Source organism: Pseudarcicella hirudinis, from assembly GCF_900115665.1.
In the GTDB taxonomy this organism is placed as follows: Bacteria; Bacteroidota; Bacteroidia; order Cytophagales; family Spirosomataceae; genus Pseudarcicella; species Pseudarcicella hirudinis.
The window spans coordinates 197,752-214,586 of the sequence record NZ_FOXH01000004.1; the positions used below are offsets into that span (position 1 = coordinate 197,752).

Here is a 16,835-nt window from a genome sequence, read left to right on the forward strand (position 1 = left end):
TGATTTTTTTTCTATGTGTTCTATGTGCCTATGTGGTTGTACCAGTGGAACACTATGTGCCCTATGCTCCTATGTGGTTGCAAAGCTTCCCTTTGCAACCACATAAATCTCACTTCTAAAAACCCTTCATGGCTTACATCTGCGATACTATAATCATTGGTGGCGGCTTAGCCGGGTTGACCAGCAGCATTCTCCTGGCTAAAGCCGGGAAAAAAGTATTATTGCTTGAAAAAAAGACCTATCCTTTTCATAAAGTCTGCGGAGAATATATTTCAAATGAAACCCTTCCCTTTCTCAATTCCCTCGGACTGGATTTATCAGCATCGGGAGTTGCGGAGATCAAACGATTTCAATTATCCTCCCCTTCAGGAAGAACACTCGAAACAGACCTTGATTTAGGCGGATTCGGCATAAGCCGATATAAAATTGACCAGGAACTTGCTGAAATTGCGAAGCAGAACGGAGTTACTTTATTGACCGGAAAAACCGTAGAACAGGTTATTTTTGAAGAATCAGGCAAAGGAAATTTCATTGTAAAAACAACCGATTTTGAATCCTATCAGGCAAGATATGTAATCGGGGCTTATGGAAAAAGGGCGAAACTGGATGTTATCCTTAACCGTGATTTCCTGCTCAGACGAAGCCCTTATCTGGCAGTTAAATACCATATTAAAACTGATTTTCCGAAGGATCTGATTGCTTTACATAACTTCAAAGACGGTTATTGCGGCATTTCAGCTATTGAAGACAACAAGTATTGTCTTTGTTATCTTACTACCCGGAATAATCTCAAAAAATCCGGTACAATCCCTGAAATGGAGCAAAAGATTCTTTGGAAAAACCCTCATTTACGCAGAATTTTTCAGGAATCAGCATTTCTCTACGAAAAGCCGGAAGTTATTAATGAGATTTCCTTTGCACCTAAAAACACCGTGCAAAATCATATCCTTATGGCCGGAGACACCGCAGGACTCATTACTCCTTTGTGCGGAAACGGAATGGCAATGGCTATCCATGCCGGAAAAATACTGTCAGAGTTATTGATTCATCATTTTGAAAACCGTAATTTGCTGGAAAAAAATTATGAAACAATCTGGCATGAAACCTTTTCCCGAAGACTTTGGATTGGCAGAAATGTGCAGCAGCTTTTTGGTAATGAGTTGCTTTCAGAACTTGCCATAAGTACCTTAAAAACATTTCGTTTCGGACTCAAAGCCATCATAAAAGCAACCCATGGAGAAGTATTCTGAAAGTATTATTCAAACAAACCCTCATCTCTGACAATCATCAGAATAGCATTCTGTGAAAGAATCTGGTATTTTTCAGTATCCAGTTCTACCTCAAAGGCATTTCGTTTCAGATACAGAATCTGATCGCCTTCTTTCACCTGTAAAGGAATATACTTCACATGATCCTGGTCTTTCCAGGGCTCATCTTCCTGTACCGCCGGAATCGGAAAACCCGGACCGGCTTTCATCACATAACCTTTTGTAATTTCTTCCTTTTCCTGAACTGTCGGAGGCAAATACAAACCTGATCTTGTCTGGGAATTTCCCTCAATTGGCCGGACTAAAACTTTATCACCTAACATAACTACCTTTTTAAGGGTGTCTGTTCCTTCTATCATTGCAAGCATTTTTACTGTAATTTTATCTTTTTCAGACAACAAATTTACACAATGATTTAGTTTCCTTCCAAACTAATCCTCCGCTCTGTGTCCGTATCGGTCCATCTGAACCGCTTCAACATCAAAAATCCTTTTATCGTCAATTTTCAATCTGACTGCCGTCTGAACCGTATGAAAACCATGATGTCCTGCTGCACCCGGATTAATAAAAAGCATACCATTTCTGGATAAGTCTCGTTTTACCTGTAAAATATGAGAATGCCCGCAGACAAAAATATCCGGAATCTTTTCAGCAAAACAATCCAGGGCATCAGGCTTATATTTAGAAGGTGCTCCGGCAATATGCGTCATACCTACATTCACCCCTTCGCAAAGAAAATGATTTATTCTGGGATACATTCTGCGCAAAATTGCGTTATCAATATTACCAAATACTCCCCGGATGGGTTTAAGGGCAGCTAAAGTATCTGACAGTTCAACGCTTCCCCAGTCGCCACCATGCCAGATTTCATCACACCAACCGATGTGAGGCATGAGACGGGAATCCAAAAAACTATGAGTATCGGAAATAATTAAGATCTTTTTCATCGCTTATTAATTTGAGATTGATTATCTTAAATGTATAGATACGCCGGAATTAAGCAGTCTAATTTAAGAAACTTCGCTTAAAACCTGTAAATATTGATATTTTTGGCAAATCTCACACATAAATTCAGCAATAAAGTTTCTCAAAACCACGCTTTAAAACCATGACTATTACGCCCTTTGAAACTGCCTTATATGAAAAGCTTTATGGCTTTTTCGCAGGAAATGGGTTTGTTTTGCTTCCCGATAAAAAGCAATTCCGCAAAATAACTGATACGGGATTTCAGAACGTCATTTTTACGGTTTCTACTTATGAAGAAGAAATATGGCTTGAAGTGAACTTCGGAATAAGGCATGAGCAGATTGAACAAATGGCTCAACAATTCCTGAATAATATGAGAGATTTCTGGCCGGATACCAATACACTGGTCATTTCAATAGGAAAATATAATGACGCCAGATATTTCAGATATAAAGTCCATAACGACATTGATCTGGAAGACGTTTGTGAAGAAATCAAAGATTTCCTGGAACATCAGGGTTTTCTGTTTATGCAGCAATCCGAAACACTGGCAGCGCTCCATAAAATCCTTAATGAAAAACCTTCAAAACCCTGTAAATATGTCTATAATCAGGTGCATCGCTATTATAAAGGTGTCATAGCAGCAAGACTCATCAATGCTGATAACTTCCTTGATCTGGCTGATAGTTACCGATTCTTCCTGACAAAAATCGGAGCTACCGCTGAGGAACAGCATGCCTATGAACGCCTGCTCAGTTATTTACTCTATCATTCCATCAATTAAAAAAGTCCCGTGAGAGAGAAGCTCTCACGGGACTTTTAACTATTTCACAGACTCTATGGCCAGTTCTTTCACCCAGTTATCAAATAATTCCTGCTCAAAAGCACAAGCTTTATCGGCATGTGTTTTCCAGTCCGGCGAGAAAGCCTCCAATTGAATCAGCATTTCAGCCAAATGTCCTTCTTCTTCAAGAATAATAGATTTTACAGTAACCTTACTGCCTGTTTCATCCAGAACATCCTGATAAATCGGATACAACTCATCTGCTCTCACTTCTATGGCATAAGTCACCAGTAAATAAGCAGCAAATCTCAACTCCGTGCCAGTAAGTCCGAGGGTATTTTTCAGGTAACGGCAAATCTGCAGGTCAAGCCAATGCAAGTACGCATAACTGGCAAAGGAAGCGATCAGATAAGGATTTTCATATGTGGGATAATCTGCTAAATCTGCTATTTTCTGAATCTGCTTCTTTAAATAAAATGCATGTCTGGCTTCCTCAGAAGCATGTTTTAAGACGATATATGTTACCTTTGTCTTATGTTCTGAAGCTGAAATTTTCCGGGCTCCGGTATTTTCCATCAACGAGAGAGTATTCAAAAAACGGGCATGCAAATCCGCATTCTGAACTATCGGTTGTAAGATATCTTTTAAATCCATTTTCAAAGATAATTCAGGAAGTCAAAAGCATCTATCTTTATTTTAAATTTTAGCATAAACTGCACATGTTTCTTCATTATATACAATATTCAAAGGAAGAACTCGAAGAGGTGAAAGCTATTTTTACGGCGTATTCCGACTTTCTGGGAATTGATTTACGCTTTCAGCATTTTGATACAGAACTTGAAACGCTTCATCAGGTTTACGGCCCGCCGAAAGGCTGTATTATTCTGGCTAAAACAGAAACCCAAACAGCTGCCTGTATTGCACTGAAACCTATCGGAGAGGGTATTTGCGAAATGAAAAGGCTTTTTGTAAAACCTGAATTCAGAGGCAGAAAACTTGGGAAAATTCTGGTAGAAGAACTCATAGATTTTGCCCGGAAAGCAGGCTATCACAGCATGAAACTTGATACCCTCCGCTCACTCGGAGAGGCAATTAAATTGTACAGGTCTTTCGGTTTTACCGAAACAGAACCTTATGTATTCAATCCATTGGAAGATGTCCTTTTCTTTGAATTAAAACTTTAAAAGCACCAACATACAACAACTTACCTTTCAAATGAAAAAACTAATTTTATCCCTTTCCACTATTCTTTTAATTGTCACACTTTCTTCCTGGGGTTTTCTGGTACATAAAACGACTCATCAGCTTGCTGTTTATGCCCTTCCAAAGAAACTGGGTACATTTTTTTACCAGAATCTCGACTATCTGGTTTACAACTCAGTAAGACCGGATGTACGTCGTAAAGATGATAAAACAGAAGAAAGTAAACATTTCATTGATATTGATGCACCGGTTTTTGGTGAAAATGCCATTGAAACCATGCCCGAAAAATGGGAAGATGCCCTTCAGAAATATCCTCTGGATACCCTGCTGAAATATGGTACAGTAAACTGGGAAGTCATGAAATTACAGAAAAAACTTACCAATGCTTTTCGTAACAAAATGAAAGACAGCATTCTATACTATGCTGCTGATCTCGGCCATTATATAGAAGATGCCCATGTGCCTTTGCATACCAGTATCAATTATGACGGGCAGTTGAGCAACCAGAAAGGAATTCATGCCCTTTGGGAAAGTGTTGTTCCTGAAATACATATTACCGGATATAATCTGTATCAAAAACATAAAGCCAGATATCTTAAAGATCCGCAGCATGCGATTTGGGTAGCTTTCAGAAAATCAAATTCTTTGCTGAAAGATGTACTTGCAGAAGAAATTAAAGCTTCTGAAGGTTTTACCGATGCCACAAAATTTAAGCAAACCGAATCTTTCGGAAGATTAAGGAAAAATTATACCAGCGCTTTCGCAAAGGCTTATGCCGCCCGCCTGGGAAGTACTATTAATGAAAGGTTATTAGAATCGGCAAGTTTAGTTTCCGATTTTTGGTACACAGCATGGGTAGATGCAGGATGTCCGGATTTGTCTGAAATTCAAGCTGTTTCACCTGAAGTTGAAGATAAATTGAAAGAAGAAAAGAAATCATGGAAAGCCAATGAGCTGATTAGCAAAGGATTATTACAATCCACTAAAAATAAGAAAGCAGAGGAATAAATAGGCTGTTGGCTTTCGGCTTTCGGCAGTCAACATTAAGATTACATCTGTTTTGTAATTATTTGATTTTAAAGAAATTACAATAATATTCCCAGATTTAGCTTTCTTATTAAAAACCTTAATTTTCATTCAAAAATTAAGAAAAGTAAAAAGGCTTTCCTTGTCAATTATAAATGATTAATTATCAGTACACTATAAATACGATAGCCTCAAAAATTGCCAAGACGGACAATTTTTGAGGCTATCGTATGTTCTTTCCTTAATTTTTGAACGAAAAGCAAATTCCAAAAAAAATATAAACACCTGAAAATTATGAAATTACAATAAGAATACAAACTTAATGCCGATAGCCGACTGCCAGCTACTGACTGCCAACAATTTTCAAAAAAAGCCTAATTTTTGATTTCAAGGAAATACTCTTTAGGAGATTTTCCGAACTCTTTTTTGAATGCTCTTGCAAAATAGGCAGGATCATTAAACCCGACTTTATATGCCACTTCTGCCACCGTAAACGAATCTGTTTCCAAAAGCTGAACCGCTCGTTTCAAGCGGATACTTCTGATAAATTCATTTCCGGAATAGTCAGTGAGTCCTTTCAGTTTTCTGTATAGCTGCATTTTACTCATTCCCAACGCAGACTCCAGTCCGTCCACATCAAAATCTGTATTCTCCATATTCTCCTCAACTGCTTTGATCGCTTTTTGCAAAAAGGTTTCGTCAGTTGAAGTAATAGCAATATCCCTTGGTTGTAATTTGACCTCTTTGCCAAATCGTTCTCTTAGTTTTTTACGGCTTTCCAGCAGATTTTTAACCCTCAGTTCCAGTAAACCGGCATTAAAAGGTTTGGTTATATAATCATCGGCTCCCGTTTCCAATCCCTCTTTCTGGCTTTCATTACTACTTTTGGAAGTGAGAATAATCACCGGAATATGACTTGTCCGCTCGTCTGTTTTGATGGCTTCGCATAATTCTACCCCTGTCAGTTCAGGCATCATCCAGTCTGAAATAATTAAATCAGGAATCAGTTCTCTGGCTTTTTCCAAGGCAATTCCGCCGTTTTCAACATCAATAACCTGAAAATTCTCCGCAAAAATATCTCTGATATAATTTCGTAATTCGTCATTGTCTTCCGCAATCAGCAAGATTGGTTTATCATTTTTTTCCGAAACAACCTGCTGCCTTTCCTGACTAACTCTTTCTTTCTGCAAATCCTGTTTCTCAAAGATTTCCTCAGAAATCCAGCTTTTATCAAAATCTTCCCTTCTGACAGGCAATTCCACATTAAATATAGTACCCTCTCCTACTTTGCTTGTTACACTGATTTCACCACCATGTAATTCCACAAGTTCTTTACAAAGCGATAAACCAACGCCTGTTCCCAGTAACTGTACCTGCTGCTTTTTATCCTGAATCTGATAAAAACGGTTAAAAATATTCGGTAAATGGTCATTAGAAATACCTATTCCTGTATCGCTTATCTCAATTTCCACCTTTTCCGCCTCATGATTGTTCACATATACCCTTAACATCACCTGAATACGACCTTTCTCAGGAGTATATTTGAAAGCATTTGATAGTAAATTGCTAACGGTCTTCTCAATAATATCCGCATCAAAATATACCAGTAAATGTTCTGCTTCCGACTGAAAGCTCAGATCAATCTGCTTTTGATTGGCAAGGTTTTCGAAAGAATTAACAATTTTGGCAATATGCTCTACCATATCATTTCTGGTAATGATAGGTGTGAAACGACCTGATTCCAGTTTCGATAAATCAAGCAATTGGTTGATTAACTTTAAGAGCTTCCGGGCATTTCCGTAAATCGTATTCAATTGTCCCTGCTGTTTGGCAGGAAGCGTAGGATTTTCCAGAAAATACTTCTCTAAAGGACTGATTATCAGAGTAAGAGGAGTCCTGAATTCATGTGAAATATTGGTAAAGAAATTAGTTTTAAGGCGGTCCAGTTCCTGGATTCTTTCTTTTTCTATCTCCTTAATTCTGATATCTGATTTAAATCGTTCTCTGATTTCGATAACCCTTCTCAAGGCAAGCAAGGCTCCCACAACAATCAGTCCGTATAACACAAATGCCCACCAGGTTTTATACCAGGGTGGCAGAATAATGATTTTCAATTCCGTAGGTTTCTCACTCCATACGCCATCACTGTTGGTCGTTTTTACCTTAAAAATATACGTTCCGGCATTCAGGTTGGTATATGTAGCCGAACGTTGTGTACCTACGTAGTTCCAGTCCTGATCAAAACCTTCAAGCATATAAGCATAACGGTTGTTTTTCAGTTTCTGGAAATCCAGGGCAATAAAATCAATAGAAAAAACGGATTGATTCGCTTGCAGGGTTATTTCAGAAGTTTCGGCAAGATCTTTCGTTAAAGGAGAGTTTTCATCTCCGACAATTACAGGTTTATTGAACAATTTCAAACCTGTCAGGTAGACAGACGGAATCTTTTTACTGTTTTGTAAACTATCCGGATGAAATACATTCAGCCCGTTTACACCTCCGAAAAACATTTCTCCCTGATTGTCCTTATAGAAAGCATTGATAATAAACTCCTTACCCTGAATCCCGTCCAGCTCATCGAAATTACTAAACTTCATGGTTTTATTATCCAGTCTTGACAAACCGCCATTTGTCGAAATCCAGAGGTTATGTCTTCCATCTTCCAGAATCGCTTTCAACGTATTGCTCGGTAATCCGTCTTTTACAGTAAAAACTTTAAATGTCTTTGTTTTATCCTCAAAAAGGTTCAAACCTCCGCCATTGGTTGCAATCCAGATCCGGTTTTGGGTATCCTGAAAAATTTTGGAAACATGGTTATCACTCAGACTTCCCTCTTTTTCACTTTGGGTATAGGAAACCATCTTTTTAGCAGAAAAATTATAGACATAAACCCCGCTGCTGTAAGTCCCGATCCAGAGGTTATTATTTCTGTCGGTAAGAATAGAGTTAATGTGCATTCCCTGTAAATCCCCATGTTCTCCAAGCGGAGCATCACTGGTTTCAAATTTATTTGTCCTTTTGTTGAACAGAATTAATCCGAAACCTTGTGTTCCAAGCCAGATTCTATCTTTATCAGCCGTAGCGATACAGGTAAAATTTCCCGCGGTGGAGCCCTCCCAATAATTATAATGCTCAAAAACGGAACTTCCTTCCCTTAAGATATCCAAACCTTTTCCCCAAATCCCGACAAATAAAGTTCCTTCCTGATCGGTCATGAGCAGATTCACATCATTACTTCCACCAAATCTGGAAAGATTTTCACTTCTGACGAAATGCACATAATTATTCGTTGCACGGTTAAATCTGGTCAAACCGGTATTACTTCCGATCCAGACAATACTCTTTCCGTCACCACTCAAAGCGGTAACTTTATTACTTAACAAACCCTGGCTGGTATTGGGCTTATAACGATAAACTGCAATTTTGGCTCTTCTTTTATAAATGACATTCAAACCTGCTTCCCAGGTTCCTAACCAGACATTTTCATCTTTATCTACAAAGATTGAGGTAACAGAGAAAGTACTCAGGCCGAGATCAGGATCAGGATTTGATTCAAAATAGGTTACTTTTGAAAAATCTTCACCTTGTACAAATAACGCCCCGCTATCAGTTGCAATCCACAAATTGCCCTGTTTGTCATGAGTGATTCCTGTAATAATATTTTCCCGGTTAGAATGCGAAGCATTAAAAAAGACCCTGGAAAACTTATTGGTATGTACATCATAACGAAATATACCATTTCCTCCTGTCCCGAAAAGAATATTTCCGGCCCGGTCTGAGGTCATACATAAAATATTGCTTTTCTGAGGTCCGGGAGCCGCGTCGTTAAAATGATAGCTAAAATCTTCTCCCCCCAGGTATTCCAGCAAATCTCCTGTGGGTGTTCCCATCCAGAGTTTCCCATTGGCATCCTTAAAAATCTGCGAAACACTATTTACCGGAAGTGTCTGATACACAGAGCTAAAATGCTGAATTGAACTATTCTGGGGATTAATTTTCAGAAGGCCGTAATTATTGGTAGAAGCCCAGATATTTTTGTCGTTATCTTCTACAATTGAAGTAACACTCAGATTGGAGAGATTATCACCTTTATCAATTTTCACAAAACGGGTAACTTTTCCCGTCTCCACATTGATTTTATTAAGTCCGCTTGTATGTGTACCCACCCACATATTTCCCTTAGAATCTTCTGTAAAAGAGGAAATATCACTGCTGCTCAGTGTAGAAGGGTCATCGGAAGCATGTCTGTAAACATTGAAATGATAACCATCATAACGGTTAAGTCCATCGCTGGTTGCAAACCAGAGAAAACCTTTATGATCCTGAAAAATCTGTACAACAGTACTTTGAGAGAGTCCCTGAGACGTACCTATTCTATCAAACCGTACTTGCGCAACGGCAGGAAGCACTTGTCCTAAAAAGACAAAAAGCACTAACAAATAAAGTCTGATCCTCATGAATATTAACCTTCCTGATGCAAGTTAGGCAAAAACTTAAACAGGGAGATTTTGTAAATCATATTTTTTCTCCAGGGTTAAGCACAGGAATGAATAGATTAGAGTGATTTCCGTTGAATAAGAACGAAAGGATTTCTGATATGTTCTCTTTTCCCTTTCAAAATAAGTTCAGCAGCACTTTTTCCTAATTGAGCATGGTCTGTAGTTACAACTGTAATTCCACCGGATAATACCTCTTTAAGCGGCGTTTCATTATAAGAAATAATGCCAATATCCTTACCGACTGTTAAATTATCCCTCATACATCCTTTCAGAATTTCTGCCAGAAAGACTTCAGACAATACGATATAAGCTTCTTTTGACTTCAGTAAACCCTCCTCCACGGAATGATGAATGTTATATCCGAAGCCATGTTCCTTACAAAAGCGAATTAATCCCTCAGTAATTCCCAAAGAATAAAAATATCTTTCCGGAATCAGCAGATTGAGGGTATTGTATTTCTCCAGAAGAGGTTTTGAGGAAAGAAGTGCTCCGTAAATATCATTTTCAAAATCCTGATAAACACAGGCATAATCTCCTCTGATAAATTCATTTTTCTTATCCAAAACCACCAGTTTTTCCTTCGGAATACTGTTTACTGTCCGTAAAATGTCTTCGTGAATCTGATTTGCATGAAGCATAATAACGAAATGGTCATAATAAGAAATTTTCTCTCTTATTACCTCGTCAAAATGCCTGGTATGCTGATTATTGATTTGATGAATGTACAGATCCACAATAGCAGAACCGTCTATAACGTTCAGAAACCCGTTGTAGATTTCATTCTTGAAATCGTTAATTCTGTTAAATACTAATAATATCTTATTGGACTTTTTCACGACTAAATCAATTTTACGAAGCTAAGGAACAAACATCTCTGATGTGATATATCCTGTCTTATAATGTGCTGAAACCCGCCCTGATAATACAGGACAATTATTTTATTGAGGATAAATTCTCCACAAAAAATCACACCGTTAAATAAGTTTTCACATTATGATCTTTTTGGAAAAAGTGCCAAATTATTACTTAAACCGCGTTTTCATCACTTATCAGTTCATTCCGGCAAAATCCGGCATTTGCAATACCAAAAACTTATGATAATTTTGAATCATCAATTCACCCGTCCACAATATCAGACTCCATTTTTTTCTGATATAACTACATAATCATTAACACCTTTCCTACTAATATACCGCAGTAATAAAAATGTAAAGATGATTCTCTTGAATGCGTCAACCTCCGCAATTCAACAGCACTTTATCTGTCTTAATCAAATATCATCTAGCCAGTCAGTTAAAAATATCAGTGCATTTATTCAACAGTATTTTTCTTTTAACTCTCAATAATAAACTCTATTTAAAAATGGCAGATGTAAAAACAGATGTTTCGCAAATCCTTGCGGATTTGCGAAAACGAGCGCTTGGTATCAATGATTCGACAAAACCGCTGGAAGGTTTTATGGTATCTTTTCTTCCAACCGGAAGACCGGTGCACAAAGATGATTATGGCAATCCCTGGACTCCGGATTTAACTTTGGCAGAACCTAAAACTGACGGCTCAGAAACAAAACCTGCTGACGGAACTCCGGATCCGGCTTTATTGAACCAGATCACCAAAAGACAACGCAATTTAGGCAATATCAGCCGTCTTGTTGACCATAAATTACAGCTTAATGCGGCTGGTCAGGAAGTACCCGGAAGCTCAAGAATCAGTGAAACATGGAAAGTTATTGTGGATGGAGCTAATGCCGTACCGCTTCCTCCCATCAATGACCCGAATCTGAAAAAGGCGCTGGACAAAGCAATGAAGTTACTGATGAAACAAGACCCTGATGAAGCAGACAATCCTGATGCGCTGATTCCGACTTCTGCTTATGAAAAATATCAGCGATACAGAAAAGCGTATAACAAGTCCGTTCAAGCTTATACCGCTCAGTATCTTGCAGCAGCAGCCAGTCCGATTACCTTACAAATGTGGCCTGTAACCGGTAAAACATATCTTTCTGACGTGGACTCCGCGATGGACGAATGGATTAGCTTAGGAAAGAAAATCGAAATAGAAAATGCCATAGATTTACTGGCAGCACAGGGAACGGATTCTGCTACCAAAATGATCGCAATGGCTAAAAAGAACTACGAAAAATATCAGGTTTCTTTTGGTGCACTGACTGCAACTGTTCCTTTTGTACAGCTTTTTCCTACAAACTGGTGTGATCCGGCTAAAGAAGATGACGGCTGGACGCAATATGAATATGACAGCACAAAATCTCATTCAAAACTGACTTCCGAGGAAACAAGTTTTGGCGGAAGTGCCGGTGTAAATCTTGGTTTTTTCAGCATCGGTGCAAGTGCTGAACACTCAGAATCAAAGGATCACAGTGAATTTTCGAATGATGGTCTGCACATTAAGTTCAGATATGCCATTATTGACATTGAAAGACCCTGGCTCAATACGGTTTTATTGAATATGGGCAACTGGTTTCTTAATGGTTTCCCTAAAAATGCAGTATCAAATGGTCAGATTAATCAGCAAAAACCTTCAGAAAATGAAGCTTTCTGGTTACCCTCTATCCCTACCCAACTGATTGTTCTGAAGGATTTACACATCAAAACCAATCATTCTGAAGGACAATTTGACGCCATGCGTAAACAAACCAAAGCGGGAGGTTCTTTTGGATGGGGGCCATTCACCATCGGTGGTCATTACGGAAAAAGTGAAAGCCAGCAAACCTTTGATTTTTCAGCTGACGGGGAAGGATTGCATGTAGAAGGCGTTCAGATCATCGGATGGATCAGTCAGGTATTGCCGGCAGCACCAAAAGTTAATGCACCGAATATGCCTGTTCCGGATAAGGACAAGAAAAAAGTAGAGGACGGTGTCCATGCTTAGTTGATTTTCAGATCAATATCTCTTAAAGGTTGAAAGAAATCTGTCTTTCCTTCCCGTCTTTTCGGTCTGAAAAGACGGGAAACCTTAAAATAACCCTCTAAAGCTCAATGAATCATGGCTATTGATATAAATGCCTTGTACGATCCGTTCAAAAAATTCTTTCTTGATAAATTCAACGAGAAAAATCAGGATCCGGGCGATACGAAAAAAGATGACGTGGTTTTCTGCTTTGACAAACTGGCTAATCCCGTTCCGTCAGACACTTTTCTGGACGATCCAAATAATCCGAACAGTTTTAATCCGGCCAAAGCAAGGGAATATTTTTCCATGATTGTCAATCATCTTCCTGTACTGGATGATTGCTATCTGGAAATGCTTCTCAATAAAATTGATACAACTTACAACATCTCTTTGCTAAATGCCGCAATTCCCTATGTCAGCAAAGACATTAGTAATCAGGAGATTATCAATTCAATTATTGGATCATTTTCTTCAGCTAAGTCTCAGGCACTCAGAACGTATGACAAATATGCAAATACACCCCGTGTGCTGGTAAATGTTCCTGACGGCTATACCTTATCTCTGTCTGCTCCGGAAAACTGGTGTGACAAACGTCTTAATGATTTATGGACATCCCATTCTTTGAGTATTTCTGTAAATACCCAAACGGGGCCTCCGGTATCAACCACAACAGGCAGACCCAAAATCAAGATCAGTGACTTGGGCTTATGGCGGAAAATTTCCAATCATGCTGTTTTCCGGAAAGACCTTGAGAAAATTGATATGCAGCAGGTTAAAACTCAGATCCTGCCGCACCCTTTAATAAAAGCTGAAGAGAAAACCCAGCCTGAACCAGTCAGGGTTAAAATAGCAAATAAATCGAAAATGGTTATGGCTGCTTCTGTAATGGCGACCCAACCCGCTATTGCTGCAGCAATATCTGCCAGACCTGTTGAACCTGCTGTACAACCCGCTCCGGTTTTATTGCAAATGCCGCTGATTCTGAATGCTATCAAATTAAATACACCAAAAATCAGTGAAAAACCTGATCTGGAAGTAAAATTTGATGCCACAAGATTTTCTCAGAATATCAATTTTCAATTATCGGCCGTAGTACTCAAAAACACCCAGACTTCCTCAGCTACTTCTGACAATCTTAGTATTACGTTTGAATACATGATTGTAAATATTGAAAGACCCTGGATCTTAATGCCTTTTCTGACAAATCAGAACTGGTACATTCCTAATATGCAAAAAGGTAGTATTTCTTCCAATCAGAGCCCTGCGCAGGGAGAGTACTTTCCTGCTTTGCCAATTGCTTTTGTTGCCGTAAGAAATCTGTCGATCAAAGGGAATTTCTCTCAGCAGGATGTGGAACAATCTAAAGATTCCTTTGCTTTCGGACCGTTTGTCTTTCAGGAAAAAACGGAAATCGTTAATCAGACCATTACTTGCCGGGGAACACAGATTATCGGTTGGATCAATCAGATGATGCCCGTCCTTCCCCCACAATCTGATCCAGCTCTCTGAGAACCATGACAGCAATACAGCAAAAGACGGAAGAGTTATTCCAAAATGAAGGTATTTCACTCGGAACTCCCCAAACTGAGGAAACGCCCTGTCGCTCAGAAGGTGTTATGCAGATTTTTGAAAAAGGTATGATCGTGTACCATCCTTCATTGGGAACATTTTTCATGAAAAAAGAGATCCGGAAAAAATACGAAGAAAGTGGTGGTGTCAATAAAAGTCCACTGGGTTTCCCGATCGCTGATGAGCAGTATAATGACAAAAACCAGGGGAAAAGCTGTGAATTTGAAATGGGTAAAATTTTGTGGAATGCCAGTGACGGAGCTGTTATCAAATTAAATCCTGAAGTCAGAAAAGACAGTTCTTCCATTCATTTTCATCAAACTTCCCAACATGAAACATCTCATTCCGACTGGAATACTGATTTCCCTTTTGGTGATCCAGCATCCTTCTTCAAAAAAGATGAAGATCAAAAGGAAAACAATTTTTCCGAAGACGATCCAACAACCGAAAATAACCATGGAAAACATGAAAAGTAAAGTACTGGAAAAAATAAAGGGAAACCTTTCTCCTGAAGAAATAAAAAAAGCAATGATTTTCTGGCAACCGGAAAAACTGTCTGCCGGACAAATGATTCAGCTCGGAAATTTTTCTTCCAAAATGCCTTTTAACGGGACGGTCGCCTTTATTGATCTGGAACCTACTGCCAATTGGGGACATGCCTGCAAGTATTTTCTGATTGATGAAAACATCGAAAAAATTCAAAAAATCGATGCACAGTTTCCACCCTTTGCAGACAATAACACCAATTTTCTTCTCCTGAGCAGGTATGGAGTAATACCCTCTGATGAGAAAAATTTCAATCCTTTTTAAACTTCTTATTTTAAAAATCTACTATGGAAAAGTTACCTCAAAATCTGAAATTACTGTTGAAAGAAAATGTATCCTCTCTCATTCAGAATTCAACCAGTGATAATGCCGCAAATAACATCAACCTGCATCTTTTTGACCAGATTATCGATGCAGGAACCAAACTTATTGTCGGACAGGAACAGCATGTTGTAAACCGCAAAAGTGCCTTGATTTTTGCAGATCATGCTCCCTTGCTTAACTGGGGACATGATTGTGAATACCTGCTTTTTGATACAGAAAATGGAAGGTTACTTGAAAAAGTACCTTCCCAATTTCCTCCGCTTGACTTCGAATTTAATCGCTATTTGTTTGAGGATATTTTCACCCCTGTCAGATTTGAGCCTTCCCAGGCTATTACCGATGTAATTGCAGGAGCTTTAAAAGGCACATTTCTTCCATTTATTCAGGGAGAACGTTATGCCATCTTATTTTCAGGAATGTCCAACAATCGCCATGTAAATGATATGGAATTCCTCTATCGTACGCTGATCGACACTTACGGATTTAAAGCAGCGAATATTTTTGTTTTAAACCATGACGGCACACTTAATTACAATGGCGGCCCCACTCCGATTGTAGCATGGCCGGGTGATGGAACCGCATACAGAATGAAGGTTGACGGTAAAGGAATTCAGGCTGATTTTGAAAAAATTCTTGAAAAAGTCGGGAAGAAACTATCTGAAAAAGATTTCCTGCTGATTCATACCAACAATCACGGAGGCCATGACGGCACACAGTCAAATCTATGTACGTATCCAAGCTGGGCAGCTTATACAGCTTCTGATTTTGCTGCAAAAATCAAGAAACTGCCAAAATTTGACACGCTGATGGTTATGATGGAACAATGCCATTCGGGAGGTTTCATCAATCCGATTCTTACCAATTCTCCGGCAAAATCCACTCATGTTGCTGCTGCCTGCGTTGAATTGAATAATTCTGCCGGCGGTGCAGACTTTGATCCGTATGCACTGGATTGGATTGCCGGAGTAACCGGACATTATGGTGATAATTCCAATCTGAAACAAAACATCGATACTACTGCAGACGGCAGAATTTCTGCAAGTGAAGCACATAATTATGCCAAAGCAGTTAAAGTAGCGTTTGATACCCCGGTTTCCGGAGACAGTCCCGTCAATTGCGGGGATAAAATGTTCCTTGGAAGAACAGCATCATTGAAAGCCTCCGTGAATTGGGGAAACGGGAAAATATATTTCTTCAAAAACGACAGATACTATCGTTATGACTGGGCAAATGACAAAGTTGATCCGAATTATCCTAAGTTGATTGCCGGAAACTGGAACGGGCTATGGCCAAACGGCATTGATGCTGCAGTAAATTATGGTAATGGCAAGGCTTATTTCTTCAAAGGATCAGAGTATGTCAGATATGATATTGCTGCGGACAAAGTTGACGCCGGTTATCCCAAACCTATTGCCGGAAACTGGAACGGACTCTGGACCAGTAATATAGAAGCTGCCGTAAGCTGGGGAAACGGAAAAGTTTACTTCTTTAAGGGAACTGAATACATACGCTGGGATATCGCAGCAGACAAAGTTGATGCCGGTTATCCTAAACCCATTGCCGGAAACTGGGGCTCTCTCTGGGCTAACGGCATTGAATCTGCATTGCTGGCAGACAATAAAAAGGCCTATTTCTTCAAAGGAGGGCAATATACCCGTTACGATGTGGCCTCAAATGCCATAGACTCCGGCTATCCGGTCAGTACCATTGACAACTGGCACGGTTTAGTTTAAATACCTT

14 protein-coding genes are annotated in these 16,835 nt (G+C 39.1%); 9 read left to right on the top strand and 5 right to left on the bottom strand.

All coding sequences use genetic code 11. The annotated features are described in order from the left end of the window. Nucleotides 1-128: 128 nt before the first annotated feature. Nucleotides 129-1,250 carry an NAD(P)/FAD-dependent oxidoreductase gene (locus tag BM179_RS08910; RefSeq protein ID WP_310586932.1) on the top strand — a complete coding sequence of 374 codons (1,122 nt, stop codon included), beginning with the start codon at nucleotides 129-131 and terminating at the stop codon, nucleotides 1,248-1,250. A gap of 5 nt (nucleotides 1,251-1,255) precedes the next feature. Here the strand turns inward: BM179_RS08910 and BM179_RS08915 are convergent, their stop codons facing one another. Then, nucleotides 1,256-1,636, bottom strand: a complete 381-nt coding sequence (locus BM179_RS08915; RefSeq protein WP_310586933.1) for a co-chaperone GroES — start codon at nucleotides 1,634-1,636, stop codon at nucleotides 1,256-1,258. A 63-nt stretch (nucleotides 1,637-1,699) separates the two neighbouring features. Next, nucleotides 1,700-2,215: a metallophosphoesterase family protein gene (locus tag BM179_RS08920; protein WP_092015491.1), complete on the bottom strand. Its 516-nt coding sequence runs from the start codon at nucleotides 2,213-2,215 to the stop codon at nucleotides 1,700-1,702. 161 nt (nucleotides 2,216-2,376) lie between these two features. Between BM179_RS08920 and BM179_RS08925 the strand changes: the two genes are divergently transcribed. Continuing rightward, complete coding sequence (locus BM179_RS08925; protein ID WP_092015494.1) at nucleotides 2,377-3,018, top strand: hypothetical protein; 642 nt, start codon at nucleotides 2,377-2,379, stop codon at nucleotides 3,016-3,018. A 39-nt stretch (nucleotides 3,019-3,057) separates the two neighbouring features. Here BM179_RS08925 and BM179_RS08930 read toward each other — a convergent pair whose 3' ends face one another. Beyond that, entirely contained in the window at nucleotides 3,058-3,672 is a 615-nt protein-coding gene (locus tag BM179_RS08930) for a hypothetical protein (RefSeq protein WP_092015497.1), read from the bottom strand. 65 nt (nucleotides 3,673-3,737) lie between these two features. On the opposite strand from BM179_RS08930, the gene BM179_RS08935 reads away from it, so the two are divergent. After that, nucleotides 3,738-4,202: a GNAT family N-acetyltransferase gene (locus BM179_RS08935; protein ID WP_092015500.1), complete on the top strand. Its 465-nt coding sequence runs from the start codon at nucleotides 3,738-3,740 to the stop codon at nucleotides 4,200-4,202. Between the two features lie 31 nt (nucleotides 4,203-4,233). After that, nucleotides 4,234-5,229, top strand: coding sequence for a zinc dependent phospholipase C family protein (locus tag BM179_RS08940; protein WP_092015503.1), 996 nt, complete (start codon nucleotides 4,234-4,236; stop codon nucleotides 5,227-5,229). Between the two features lie 392 nt (nucleotides 5,230-5,621). Here BM179_RS08940 and BM179_RS08945 read toward each other — a convergent pair whose 3' ends face one another. Both BM179_RS08945 and BM179_RS08950 read right to left on the bottom strand, forming a co-directional pair. Next, nucleotides 5,622-9,704: a hybrid sensor histidine kinase/response regulator gene (locus BM179_RS08945; RefSeq protein WP_092015506.1), complete on the bottom strand. Its 4,083-nt coding sequence runs from the start codon at nucleotides 9,702-9,704 to the stop codon at nucleotides 5,622-5,624. A 98-nt stretch (nucleotides 9,705-9,802) separates the two neighbouring features. Further along, entirely contained in the window at nucleotides 9,803-10,582 is a 780-nt protein-coding gene (locus BM179_RS08950) for a substrate-binding domain-containing protein (protein WP_092015509.1), read from the bottom strand. A gap of 526 nt (nucleotides 10,583-11,108) precedes the next feature. Between BM179_RS08950 and BM179_RS08955 the strand changes: the two genes are divergently transcribed. From BM179_RS08955 to BM179_RS08975, 5 genes are all read left to right on the top strand, one after another. Further along, on the top strand, nucleotides 11,109-12,635 hold the full coding sequence (locus BM179_RS08955) for a hypothetical protein (RefSeq protein WP_092015512.1): 1,527 nt from the start codon (nucleotides 11,109-11,111) through the stop codon (nucleotides 12,633-12,635). A 114-nt stretch (nucleotides 12,636-12,749) separates the two neighbouring features. After that, complete coding sequence (locus BM179_RS08960; protein ID WP_092015515.1) at nucleotides 12,750-14,165, top strand: hypothetical protein; 1,416 nt, start codon at nucleotides 12,750-12,752, stop codon at nucleotides 14,163-14,165. A gap of 5 nt (nucleotides 14,166-14,170) precedes the next feature. Further along, complete coding sequence (locus tag BM179_RS08965) at nucleotides 14,171-14,701, top strand: LGFP repeat-containing protein (RefSeq protein ID WP_092015518.1); 531 nt, start codon at nucleotides 14,171-14,173, stop codon at nucleotides 14,699-14,701. Continuing rightward, nucleotides 14,682-15,035, top strand: coding sequence for a hypothetical protein (locus BM179_RS08970; protein WP_092015520.1), 354 nt, complete (start codon nucleotides 14,682-14,684; stop codon nucleotides 15,033-15,035). Before BM179_RS08965 ends, BM179_RS08970 begins: the two co-directional genes overlap by 20 nt. Before the next feature lie 23 nt (nucleotides 15,036-15,058). After that, nucleotides 15,059-16,828: a hemopexin repeat-containing protein gene (locus BM179_RS08975; RefSeq protein WP_092015523.1), complete on the top strand. Its 1,770-nt coding sequence runs from the start codon at nucleotides 15,059-15,061 to the stop codon at nucleotides 16,826-16,828. The last annotated feature ends 7 nt before the right edge of the window (nucleotides 16,829-16,835 follow it).

Coding starts and splice junctions, on each gene's coding strand:
- BM179_RS08910 (WP_310586932.1), top strand. CDS start 129: ATGGCTTACATCTGCGATACTATAATCATTGGTGGCGGCTTAGCCGGG.
- BM179_RS08915 (WP_310586933.1), bottom strand. CDS start 1,636: ATGCTTGCAATGATAGAAGGAACAGACACCCTTAAAAAGGTAGTTATG.
- BM179_RS08920 (WP_092015491.1), bottom strand. CDS start 2,215: ATGAAAAAGATCTTAATTATTTCCGATACTCATAGTTTTTTGGATTCC.
- BM179_RS08925 (WP_092015494.1), top strand. CDS start 2,377: ATGACTATTACGCCCTTTGAAACTGCCTTATATGAAAAGCTTTATGGC.
- BM179_RS08930 (WP_092015497.1), bottom strand. CDS start 3,672: ATGGATTTAAAAGATATCTTACAACCGATAGTTCAGAATGCGGATTTG.
- BM179_RS08935 (WP_092015500.1), top strand. CDS start 3,738: ATGTTTCTTCATTATATACAATATTCAAAGGAAGAACTCGAAGAGGTG.
- BM179_RS08940 (WP_092015503.1), top strand. CDS start 4,234: ATGAAAAAACTAATTTTATCCCTTTCCACTATTCTTTTAATTGTCACA.
- BM179_RS08945 (WP_092015506.1), bottom strand. CDS start 9,704: ATGAGGATCAGACTTTATTTGTTAGTGCTTTTTGTCTTTTTAGGACAA.
- BM179_RS08955 (WP_092015512.1), top strand. CDS start 11,109: ATGGCAGATGTAAAAACAGATGTTTCGCAAATCCTTGCGGATTTGCGA.
- BM179_RS08960 (WP_092015515.1), top strand. CDS start 12,750: ATGGCTATTGATATAAATGCCTTGTACGATCCGTTCAAAAAATTCTTT.
- BM179_RS08965 (WP_092015518.1), top strand. CDS start 14,171: ATGACAGCAATACAGCAAAAGACGGAAGAGTTATTCCAAAATGAAGGT.
- BM179_RS08970 (WP_092015520.1), top strand. CDS start 14,682: ATGGAAAACATGAAAAGTAAAGTACTGGAAAAAATAAAGGGAAACCTT.
- BM179_RS08975 (WP_092015523.1), top strand. CDS start 15,059: ATGGAAAAGTTACCTCAAAATCTGAAATTACTGTTGAAAGAAAATGTA.